The 10,807-nt window shown below is 54.3% G+C and carries 10 protein-coding genes and 1 tRNA gene; 4 read left to right on the forward strand and 7 right to left on the reverse strand.

Annotated features, from left to right (window positions below; translation table 11 throughout):
* From AC2FNV_RS01235 to paaG, 5 genes are all read right to left on the reverse strand, one after another.
* Entirely contained in the window at positions 1-216 is a 216-nt protein-coding gene (locus AC2FNV_RS01235) for a hypothetical protein (RefSeq protein WP_170604483.1), read from the reverse strand.
* A 69-nt stretch (positions 217-285) separates the two neighbouring features.
* The gene (locus tag AC2FNV_RS01240; RefSeq protein WP_170604481.1) at positions 286-882 is read right to left on the reverse strand and encodes a TetR/AcrR family transcriptional regulator; all 597 of its coding nucleotides are present in this window, start codon (positions 880-882) and stop codon (positions 286-288) included.
* Positions 883-903: 21 nt separating this feature from the next.
* Positions 904-2,211: a phenylacetate--CoA ligase PaaK gene (gene paaK, locus AC2FNV_RS01245; RefSeq protein ID WP_170610390.1), complete on the reverse strand. Its 1,308-nt coding sequence runs from the start codon at positions 2,209-2,211 to the stop codon at positions 904-906.
* 15 nt (positions 2,212-2,226) lie between these two features.
* Complete coding sequence (gene paaI, locus AC2FNV_RS01250) at positions 2,227-2,655, reverse strand: hydroxyphenylacetyl-CoA thioesterase PaaI (protein ID WP_170474052.1); 429 nt, start codon at positions 2,653-2,655, stop codon at positions 2,227-2,229.
* Between the two features lies 1 nt (position 2,656).
* Entirely contained in the window at positions 2,657-3,442 is a 786-nt protein-coding gene (gene paaG / locus AC2FNV_RS01255; RefSeq protein WP_170604477.1) for a 2-(1,2-epoxy-1,2-dihydrophenyl)acetyl-CoA isomerase PaaG, read from the reverse strand.
* Positions 3,443-3,595: 153 nt separating this feature from the next.
* Here paaG and paaZ point away from each other — a divergent pair, with 153 nt between their 5' ends.
* The 4 genes from paaZ (at position 3,596) to AC2FNV_RS01275 (ending at position 7,843) form a co-directional block, all read left to right on the forward strand.
* On the forward strand, positions 3,596-5,626 hold the full coding sequence (paaZ, locus tag AC2FNV_RS01260) for a phenylacetic acid degradation bifunctional protein PaaZ (protein ID WP_496772176.1): 2,031 nt from the start codon (positions 3,596-3,598) through the stop codon (positions 5,624-5,626).
* A gap of 99 nt (positions 5,627-5,725) precedes the next feature.
* Complete coding sequence (locus AC2FNV_RS01265) at positions 5,726-6,493, forward strand: PaaX family transcriptional regulator C-terminal domain-containing protein (protein WP_367648113.1); 768 nt, start codon at positions 5,726-5,728, stop codon at positions 6,491-6,493.
* A 229-nt stretch (positions 6,494-6,722) separates the two neighbouring features.
* A complete protein-coding gene (locus AC2FNV_RS01270) occupies positions 6,723-7,670 on the forward strand; it encodes an alpha/beta fold hydrolase (RefSeq protein WP_170604471.1) in 948 nt (315 codons plus the stop codon).
* Between the two features lie 96 nt (positions 7,671-7,766).
* Positions 7,767-7,843, forward strand: a tRNA-Met gene (locus AC2FNV_RS01275).
* Here AC2FNV_RS01275 and AC2FNV_RS01280 read toward each other — a convergent pair.
* On the reverse strand, positions 7,800-9,392 hold the full coding sequence (locus tag AC2FNV_RS01280) for a recombinase zinc ribbon domain-containing protein (RefSeq protein WP_496772182.1): 1,593 nt from the start codon (positions 9,390-9,392) through the stop codon (positions 7,800-7,802). The genes AC2FNV_RS01275 and AC2FNV_RS01280 overlap by 44 nt on opposite strands.
* Positions 9,393-9,416: 24 nt before the next feature.
* Positions 9,417-10,807, reverse strand: a 1,391-nt coding sequence (locus AC2FNV_RS01285; RefSeq protein WP_496772178.1) for a thiamine pyrophosphate-binding protein, incomplete at its 5' end; no start/stop codon positions are given.

A 10,807-nucleotide genomic window follows, 5' to 3' on the forward strand; every position in this document is an offset into this window, starting at 1 on the left:
TTAACTGAGGCGCTTTCGGCTAATTAGGCCGTATTTCAAGGCAAACGACCTTAGCGATTTTCGCCGGGATTTTACCGATTTCAAACCCAACTTGGCCGAAGAACCGCCTTGGCGATTGAATTCAAAAACATCGATTATTTTTTCAGCGCAGCCACATGCCTCGCCCAGTCCGACTTTGGCGAAGTAGAACTTTTCAAATCGTTCGGGGTCATTCATTGCGAGCCTCCTGAGTCCAATTAACACTTAATTGCTTGGGGGCCCAATCAAACGCTTGCGAGCCAAGATTTAGAGTCCGCGCACACCCTCTAGCGCCAGATCACAGACCAACTGGGCATATTCCGTCCGCGCTTCGGCGTCCGCGTTGGTATTCCACATATAAAACCAGTTCAGCATCCCAAATATCGACATCGTAGTAGCCCGCAATTTGGCCGGGTTGCCCCGGAAAACATCAGGAGCAATGTCGCCAATGATGTCGCTCAGAAACTGCACCAACTCCCGCTGGTAACTTTTTAGAAGCTTTTGTTGATCTGGAGGCAACGCAGACATACCGCTGGTTTGAACCCGGTGTTCGTCATCCACACCTTGATACGCCAGTAGGATTTCCCGCACTGCCCTGCGCAGCTTGTCGGGCGCGGACAGGCCCCGCATATCTAATCCTAAAATTCCATCGCGCAACTGCCGCAGATAGGTGTCCAGCATATCGAACAAGATTGCGTCTTTGCTTTCGTAATAATGGTAGATATTGGCTTTTGATATTCCGCATTCGGTGGCTAGTTGCGTCATCGAGGCCCGATCGAACCCTTCGCGCGCGAAAACATGCGCCGCAGATTTAAGAATACGGGCGCGTTTGTGGTCGTGGTCTTTGGCGATCGTGCGGGCCAATCTGTTATCTCCAGAAAAGGGTTAGTTGTTCCGGTTGTCGATGACACGTCGGGCCTTGCCCTGGCTTCGCTCAACAGTGCCTGGTTCCCCGACATGGATTTCAGTCGAAAGTCCAACGACGTCTTTTATTCGGCGTTCCAGCTTTTGGGATGCCTCTTTCCGGCTAGCCTCATCAGAAACAGAAAGCATGGCTTCGACGTGAACGCGCATCGCGTCCATGTGGCCGGCGCGAAAAAGTTCGATTTGGTAATAAGGCGCAAGACCGACTGTTGCGAGCACCTGCTCTTCGATCTGACTGGGGAACACATTTACGCCACGCAGGATGATCATATCATCCGAACGCCCTGTGATTTTTTCCATACGTCTCATTGAGCGTGCCGTCCCCGGAAGCAGCCGTGTCAGATCGCGCGTACGATAGCGGACCATGGGCAGCCCTTCTTTCGTAAGCGTCGTAAAGACAAGCTCTCCCATTTCACCATCCGGCAATACCTCTCCGGTCTCTGGATCGATGATCTCTGGGTAGAAGTGATCCTCCCAAATCACCGGCCCGTCCTTAGTTTCAACGCACTCATTGGCAACGCCCGGCCCTATGATCTCGGACAGTCCATATATGTCGACCGCATGCATATCGAAGGCTTGCTCGACTTCGGCTCGCATCGAATCCGTCCACGGCTCTGCCCCAAATACTCCCACGGCCAGCGAGCTTTGCCGAGGATCCAAACCGACCTTATGGAATTGCTCAAGAATGTTGAGCATATAAGACGGCGTCACCATTATCCCGTCTGGCTTAAAGTCGTTTATCAGGTCGACTTGTTTGGCGGTTTGGCCCCCGCTCATTGGGATGACTGTGGCGCCCAGGCGTTCAATTCCATAATGCGCGCCCAACCCGCCGGTAAACAGACCATAACCATAGGCGCAGTGGATGATGTTCCCCTGTCGCAACCCGCTGGCACGCAAGGACCGGGCGACCAAATCGGCCCAAGTATCGATATCGCCTTGCGTGTAACCAACGACAGTCGGCTTGCCGGTCGTTCCCGACGACGCGTGGATGCGTATGATTTGTTCGCGCGGCACGGCAAAAAGACCGAAAGGGTAATTGTCGCGCAAGTCATTTTTGTACGTAAACGGGAACCGGCCAAGATCTCCGAGCGTCTTCAGATCGTCCGGATGAACGCCTGCATCTTCAAACCTTTTGCGATACATGGGAACATTTTCATACGCGTGTCTAAGTGACCATTTCAGGCGATCCAACTGCAACCCGCGGATTTCATCAATTGATGCGATTTCGATTGGTTCAAGGTCCGCCTTGTTCGGTGTCAAATCTTTCATCCAATCCACCTCATCTCAGGTCTCCTCGAATACCGGGTTACCGAGTGCGCGGGAAAATCCACGAAACTCGGCAATTTTTAGGTTGTCTTGATTGATGACCGTCACATCGTAAATGCCGCTTCGCCCTGTCAGGTTCAGCTCTACAGCATGGGCTGTCAAACGATCGCCAGCTCTCGCTGGCGCGACATAACTGATAACGTTATGTTGCGCGACGGTCGAGCTGTTGCGACTGTTGCAGGCAAAGGCGAAAGCACTGTCGGCCAGCATGAACGTGACACCACCATGGCAAATCCCGTGCCCGTTACAGTGATGGCCCTCGACCAGCAAAGCGAGCGTTGCGGTCCCCTCGTCGATTTCGACGAGTTCCATTCCAACCCATTGCGAGGCTTGGTCCCGGCTCCACATAGCAGCTGCCGATTTTTCAGCACGTATTTTTGGCGTCATCTCATTCACCTCGGAAAACCGGGGCACGCTTTTCAAGGAATGCCGTGACACCCTCTGCGTAATCGGCGCTTCGACCGCAAACGCGCATTGCATCGGCCTCAACTTCTAGGTGTTCGGATAGATTGTTTGTCGCTGCCGTCTGAATTACTTGTTTTGTCATAGCAAGCCCAAGGGTCGGCCCGGAAGCCAGATCTGCAGTCAACGCGCGGGCTTCTGACATCAGTACGTCGTCCGGCACAGCTTTCCAAATCAATCCCCAGTCTTCCGCCTGAGACGCCATCAAGGGTTGCCCAGTAAGAGCCAGACCCTTTGCACGAGCCTCACCCAACAATCGCGTTAGGTGCCAACTGCCACCGGTATCGGGGATTAAGCCGACCTTCGAGAAAGACTGAATGAATTTCGCTGTCTCCGCGGCCAGTACAACGTCACAAGCTAAAGCGACGTTAGCTCCTGCACCCGCCGCGACACCGTTTACTGCGCAAACAACGGGAAAATTCAAAGACCGGATCAGGCGAACCAATGGCGCATAGTAAGTTCGAACCGTGCTTCCCAGATCCGGTGGCCCATCCATCTTAGCAGGATTTCGATCCGCTAAATCCTGCCCGGCACAAAATCCACGCCCTGCGCCAGTGAGCAAAATTGCCCTTGCCCCACCGTCGCGGGCAACCTCAAGTGCCGTACGCAGGGCGAGATGCATTTCGTCGGTGAAACTGTTCAGACGATCAGGCCGATTCAGTGTGATTTCAACCCATTGACCATGGTTTCGCGAAAGAACTGTATCGGACATTTCCTGTTCGCCTTACAAGTGACCCAACAAAATTCTTGCATAAACCGAACGGTTGGTCAATAAATTATGGAGCCCTGCAAGCCTGCGACCTTAAGGTTCGCACTCGTGCGTTCAACAACATCCGGCTGAAACTCAAAAAACAGGAGAATATATATGTCCCTGCATCAAATCTCCAGTTTCGCTGCGGGTTCTTGGATAAAACCCGGAAGCGGAGCACGAGTGGTACCATCAGCCATTACAGGTGAACCTTTCGCAACTGCTGGAAGTAGCGATCTGGATATGCAGGCCATGCTGGATTATGCGCGGGAAACTGGCGGTCCGGCCCTGCGGAAAATGACCTTTCATCAACGAGCACGGATGCTCAAGGCCTTGGCGCAAGAGCTGTCTAAACACAAACAAGCTTTGTATGACCTGAGTTTTCAGACCGGCGCGACGCAGAAAGATCATCTCATCGACATCGACGGCGGCATCGGTACGATGTTCGTCTTCGCATCGAAGGGCCGACGCGAAATGCCCGATACACAAGTCTATCTTGATGGCGAGGTTGAGCGGCTTTCTCGGGAGGGAACATTTCTGGGTCAGCACATCTGCTCTCCTTTATTGGGGGCGGCGATCCATATCAACGCATTCAATTTTCCAGTTTGGGGCATGCTGGAAAAACTGGCGCCCACCTTGCTGGCGGGAGTTCCCGCTATCGTAAAGCCAGCGACGAATAGCTGTTATGTTGCCGAGTTGGCAGTTCGCATAATGCTAGAAAGCGGCCTCTTACCGGCAGGCGCGTTGCAGCTGGTGTCGGGCGGCCTTGGCGACATGCTGAATCGGCTTGATTGTCAGGACGTAGTAAGTTTCACGGGGTCAGCTAAAACGGCACTGGAATTACGCCAAACTCATGCGCTCATCCGGAATTCTGTCCGTTTCGTCGCTGAACAGGACAGTTTGAATGCCTCGATCCTTGGTCCAGATGCCGTCGCCGGAACGCCGGAATTTGATCTTTTTGTTAAAGAGGTCAGCCGCGAGATGACTGTAAAGGCAGGGCAGAAATGTACTGCCATTCGCCGCATTATCGCACCCGAAGTACAGGTCTCGGCATTGATCGAGGCCCTGACGAAACGTCTGGCGCGCGTGACAATAGGTGATCCCCGAATTGACGACACTCAGATGGGCCCCTTGATCTCTGGCGCGCAAAAGGCCGACGTCATGGCCAAAGCTGACTTAATCGCTACGGAGAGTGAAAAGGTTTTCGGCGAACCCGATGCATTCGAGCTTCAAGGCGAGGGTGTTTCAAACGGAGCCTTTGTTCCTCCAATGCTGTTTTATTGCGGTGTTCCGGACACAGCAACACATGTTCACGAAACCGAAGCCTTTGGGCCTGTATCAACGATAATGGGCTATAGAGACGTGGACCACGCTATTGCGCTTGCCAATCGGGGCGGCGGTTCACTTGTGACGTCGCTGATCACACACGACACCAACGTCGCACGTGAGGTTGTGATCGGCGCAGCGGCTTTCAACGGACGCATCTACATTAATGACCGCACTTCGATGGGTGAATCGACTGGGCACGGGTCTCCGTTGCCGCATATGGTGCACGGTGGGCCTGGACGCGCGGGCGGGGGCGAGGAACTGGGCGGTGTCCGCGCGGTCAAACACTATATGCAACGAACCGCCATTCAAGGCTCGCCAGATATGCTGACCCAAATTGGGCAGAAATGGGTTCCAGGCGCAACTGAAATCCAAAAGCCTCATCACCCGTTTACCTACAAATTCAGCGAGTTGTGTACAGGTCAGACATTGCACACAGAAGCCCGAACGATAACTCTCGAAGACATCGAGCATTTCGCCAATTTCACTGGCGATACGTTCTATGCCCACATGGACGAAGCCGCGGCAGAGCGAAATCCTTTCTTCCCGGGGCGGGTCGCCCACGGCTATTTAGTGCTGAGTTTTGCTGCGGGCCTTTTCGTAGAGCCGAGTGAAGGCCCTGTTCTTGCGAATTACGGACTGGACGGTTTGCGTTTTTTGAAACCGGTGTCACCTGGGGATGCGATCAAGGTTCGCCTGACTGTCAAACAGAAAACACCCCGAAACGAAGATTATGGCGAAGTACGCTGGCATGTAACAGTCGCAAACCAAAACGACGAAGCGGTCGCGGAATACGATTTGTTGACCATGTGCGCCGATTGATCCTGCATTATGGGGAATGTGTTTTTCTTATTTCTCCGAATAAGTTAAACTGTTTTCATGGTCAGTACAGACACGTGGTTCCAGTCCGCAGTCGCCGAATTGACAGACCCGCAAAATCAGCGGGTTTGGTCTATAATCGTATCCCTGTTTGGTGATCTTGCCCAAGAACCCGGCTCTCAGATTTCTGGCGGTGCCTTAACACGTATTATCGAGCCAATTGGCGTCAAACCCGAAGCAATTAGGGTAGCGCTGCACCGTTTGCGAAAGGACGGCTGGATCGAAAGTGACCGCATCGGGCGGGTTTCGCGGCATTTCCTGACCGACTTTGGGCGTACGCAGTCAATTGCAGTGTCGCCCAGAATCTACGCCCAAATCCCAAAGCCCATCAGTCATTGGCATTTGCTGATAGCCGAGGAAGGTTCCGGAACTCCATTGCTGGAAGATATGATGCTCAGCAATGATTACACTCCGATCAGTCGCACTGTTGCTCTGGGTCCCGGTCCAGTACCGGAACGAACGGATGGATTGCTGGCGTTTGAGGTTACCGCCCGCTCAGTGCCCGAATGGGTTCAGCAGAGTCTTTGCTCAACAGATCTTCGCAGTTCCTGCCGCGAATTAATGGTCTCCGCGCAGCGTACGGCGCGCACCAGGCCAGCGGCGTGGCGACCCACACCAACAGAAAGCGCCACTTTGAGATTACTTTTGGTACATCGGTGGCGGCGGGTGGTATTACGCCAACCAGATCTACCACCAGAGTTTTTCCCACCCGACTGGACAGGCGCTGAGTGCAGGAGGGCAGTGTTTCAATTGCTCGAAGGGCTGCCTCGCCCCACTTTGGACACCCTAAACGAAACCGAAGAACCCTGACAGAATATCTTATCCGGTTACAAGGAATGCTCGATCGAAAACTTGTGACCCTGCCCGAGGTCTAAAAGAAAAAATGCACCCAAGTGAACTACTACATTGCTTGAAGAACTAACTTAACCGGCCTACCGACCCGAGGTTTTTGACGCATGAACGCCATCTTTGGTCAATATGGAAACTGAAATTTAGCTTACAGGCTTTGCCGAGTCTGGCCAAACGGGAGAGATTTGAGATGACGGCTTTGCTTACAGTTGTCCTTCTTCTCATCCTTTTACTCGTGATGATGAACCTCTGGACACGTCGCCTAACTCGGGAAGGGTTAAAAACTGTTCCACAACTTGGTAAAATTATAACTGTTTCTGGAGGAAGCATCCATTTTGTTGAGCGCGGAGATCCCAACAATCAGACCATCGTCATGATACATGGACTTTCGGGTCAACTTCAGCACTTTACGTACGCATTAGTAGATGAGCTATCGAACGACTTTCACGTCTTGGCCGTGGACCGGCCAGGTTGCGGCTATTCCACTCGTGACGACCCACGGCTCGCATCTCTGCCCCAGCAGGGACGTATGATCCAAGAATTCCTGCAAAGCCAAAACATAGAAAACGCCGTTTTGGTCGGACATTCGCTGGGTGGTGCCGTTTCCCTGTCAATGGCGCTTGAATTTCCTCAGGCTACAAAAGCACTGGCCCTGCTTTCGCCGTTGACCCACGAAATGCCCGACACACCTCCGGTCTTCAAACCTTTAGAAATTCGAACCGCGTGGTTGCGCAACCTGATCGGGCACACTTTCGCTGTTCCATTGGCACGCAAAGCGGCCCCATTTGTGCTGAAAGATGTGTTTGCGCCCGAGCCCGCTCCAACAGACTTTCTAGATCGCGCCGGGGGCGCATTGGGGCTGCGCCCGTCGGCCTTTATTACCGCCTCGCAAGACGTAGTGGGCGCAGAATCCAGCATAGGTTTGCTCAGCCAAAGATATGCTGATCTCACTGTTCCGGGAGGCGTGCTATTCGGCGCAGAAGACCCGGTTCTTTCTGCACATGTTCATGGAGCCCCCATGACGGCTTTTGGTCTGAATTATCAAGAAATGGACAGACGTGGTCACATGATCTTAATCACAGCACCTAAAGAATGTGCCGGCTTCATTCGCTCCGTCGCTGAGGCCGCCTCCAAATGACATCAGTCAAGGATACCCGACAACAACAAACCCAGACGGAGCAGTTTTTTCCTCTTGACCCTCCCTTGCCCCTCGCTTAAATCGCCATTCACTCGTGGCGGAGTAGCTCAGGTGGTTAGAGCAGCGGAATCATAATCCGCGTGTCGGGGGTTCAAGTCCCTCCTCCGCTACCACCAAACCCCCCACCTTTTTGGAACGGTTTGAAACCAAGGCGCTAAGGCGGCCTTTCACTTCGACCGGCACGCCGCCTTCCTCGGTCGGAGACACAACGATCTCCGAAATCAAGCCGCGCACCGCATCACGTGCTTTTGGATTCGGATTGCCGTCGTGCGTCTGCATGGAAGAGATCATTTCATCCAGTGCCGTGACATAACTGGATGCTGTCGCAGGATTGAATTCGAGCGCCTTCTCCTTCTCGTCAAAGCTGGCCAATTCGTCCGCGGCAACTGAGGCGCGTTCTTTGGCCTCGTTCAACTTTGCCTCGCCTTCGACACCTTCAAGAATTTCCATCTCAAAAAGCTCGATACGGCGCGATAGCAGCTTGTTAGCTTCTGCTACAGCGCGTTCGAGCTTCTTCCTGTCCGGTTTGTCCGCTGCGTTGAGTTCGCGACGTTCTTCATTGTAGGTGCGGATGAACTCATCGATGCAGGTTGGCTTAGACAACTCCTTTCGCAATTCGGTCAGCAGAGCGCCCTCGATCTTGTCGAGGCGAACCTTCCCGTTATTGTTGCAGGAGCCACTCTCTTTGGCCGTTGAGCAACGGATGCGGATGGCATTGCCGTTTCTGTCATGAATCGACATGCCGCCACCGCAGCACCCGCATTTGATCAGCCCGGAGAACGGGCGCACAGGGTTTCGGGTCGATTTTCCCGATCGCTTGGCCGCAGACTGCGTGGCCAAACGCCTCTGAACTGCGTCCCAGAGTTCCTCTTCGACAATACGAAGGTGCGGAACTTCCGCAAATTTCCAGTCTTCGTCAGGCTTTTCACGGCTCACCCTTTTGCCTGTTGTCGGGTTTCGTACCATTTTGACGCGATCCCAAACGAGTATGCCAGCATAAAGGGAATTTCTGAGAATACCGTATCGCACCGCTTTCTGGTATACTGTTTCGGTTCTGAGACATTCTATTTGCGACGAAGCTTCCAGCGCTGCTTTCACTTCGCGCTCGGATCTCGCCTCCAGCATTCGACGTTTCTCATCGCTGGCCGTTTTTTTGCGGGCAGCCTCTCTCACCCGCGCGATACGCTCCACTTCGAGGTCGTCTCTCTGACGCTCCAGGGCGCGCAGCTGCAACCACGAGTGCCAGAGTGTTGAATTGTGTTCATGGACAGCCTGGCGCCGCACTCCGGCAACTGTGTCGTCGCTTCCGCTTTCTTGCAGTCTGCGGCGCGACCTGGCGGATCTGCGTGGCCCGACATGATCTTGTCTTGCCAGGCCTTGCGGTGCATCGCCTGTCTCGACCATCTCGGCATACGAACGAAGATCAACCCGCGCGTGGGAGCCAATCTTGCGCAGGGCCGCGTTGGTCCGCTTTTCCCATTCTCCGCGGATACGCTTGATTTCTCCAGGGCCTGAGGTTCTGTCGTCAAGAATACGCGTTTTCTCACCAAAATCGCCAGTGATCCTATCAACCTTCCGCGTCGTCATCAGGATGTGGGCGTGGAAATTCAGGTTGGTCTTCGATGGATTGAAGAGCCTCTGCTCGTAGTCTTCTCGCGTCAGTTCGAGTTACCGCGCTCAGTATCGTCAGGTCGCGACGTGAGAAACATCCTTGTCCGGCGAATAAATGTCCAGGATGTTCCAATGACCGGTCGTTGGTGTCGGGTTGTTGATCATTGGCACATCCAGCACGGTTGGTTTGCCGCTGGCGATTGCCGCTTCCAATGCAGGCAACAACTCGTCAGCAGCGCTGAGTCTGTGCCCTTCCGCGCCGTAGGCTCGCGCTATGTCGGCATAGCCCGGTCCGTTTGCGGGTGCGGCGGCTGATCCGGGGAACGTGGTTCCATAGGTCAGACCGTAATGCGCCTTTTGCAGACCTGCTATGGTTCCGAAGGCATTGTTGTTCATGACCAGCCAGATAATGCCCAGATCGAGTTCGACGGCCGTTGCCAGCATCGACGGGTTTTGGCCGAAACCACCATCGCCAACAAGGCTGATCACCACACGATCAGGTGCCGCCAGTTTCGCGCCGATCGCACCCGGAGGACCGAAACCCATCGTCGCGAACCCACCCGGGGTCAGGATTGAACCCGGCGTCAAAATGTCAAACTGTTGCCCGACACCGTTCTTGTTCCACCCAACGTCAGTGGTGATGATGGCATCCTCGGGCAGTGCCTGGCGGGTATCTGCCAGAATACGCTCGGGCATCATCGGAAAGGCTGCTGAGGTCGCCATTTCCACGTTGTGCGCTTTGAAATCCGTTCGGAAGTCGGCGATCTTCTGTTCCAGAGCGGGGCGTTTGAAACCGTCCGGATACATCTCGCGGGCGACCCGGTTGAGGACGCGCAAAGCGGCCTTGGCGTCAGCAACGACGCCGATCTCGGTGGGATAGTTCCGACCGATTTCCTGCGGTTCGATGTCGATATGGATGACCTTCGAGCCGGGAATGTTGAACGTATAGCCGGGATACCAGCTGGAACAATCGGCCTCTTTGAACCGGGTTCCCACCGCAAAGATGTAGTCCGCATTCAAGCAGGACTGGTTGACCAATTCGGTGCCCCAAAACCCGGTCATTCCCAGTACAAGCGGATGGTCGTCTCGCAACGCGCCTTTACCCATCAGGGAATGCGCGACTGGAAGGCCCATATGTTCAACAAATTCTCGCAACTCCTCGCTGGCCTGTGCCAGAAGAATACCACCCCCGACATAAGCGACTGGGTTTTCGGCTTTAGCCAACGCTTCGACAATCTCTCCCGCTGTCTCGTCGTCAATCGACGGTTTCTTGAGCGCGCGCGTGTTGTCGCGGATACGGTCGAAACTGTCCGAGGGGATCACCTCTGAAAAGATGTCCATGGGGACATTGACCAGTACCGGCCCGGGCTGGCCGCTTTCAGCGAGATGAAACGCCTTTTCCAGAATCTCGGCCATCAGGTCGGCGCGATCCACGCGCCAAGCGCGCTTCACGAAGGGTCGGTAAA

It is taken from the genome of Ruegeria sp. BHSA163 (assembly GCF_059613365.1).

Coding starts and splice junctions, on each gene's coding strand:
- AC2FNV_RS01235 (WP_170604483.1), bottom strand. CDS start 216: ATGAATGACCCCGAACGATTTGAAAAGTTCTACTTCGCCAAAGTCGGA.
- paaK (WP_170610390.1), bottom strand. CDS start 2,211: ATGAAAGATTTGACACCGAACAAGGCGGACCTTGAACCAATCGAAATC.
- paaI (WP_170474052.1), bottom strand. CDS start 2,655: ATGACGCCAAAAATACGTGCTGAAAAATCGGCAGCTGCTATGTGGAGC.
- paaG (WP_170604477.1), bottom strand. CDS start 3,442: ATGTCCGATACAGTTCTTTCGCGAAACCATGGTCAATGGGTTGAAATC.
- paaZ (WP_496772176.1), top strand. CDS start 3,596: ATGTCCCTGCATCAAATCTCCAGTTTCGCTGCGGGTTCTTGGATAAAA.
- AC2FNV_RS01270 (WP_170604471.1), top strand. CDS start 6,723: ATGACGGCTTTGCTTACAGTTGTCCTTCTTCTCATCCTTTTACTCGTG.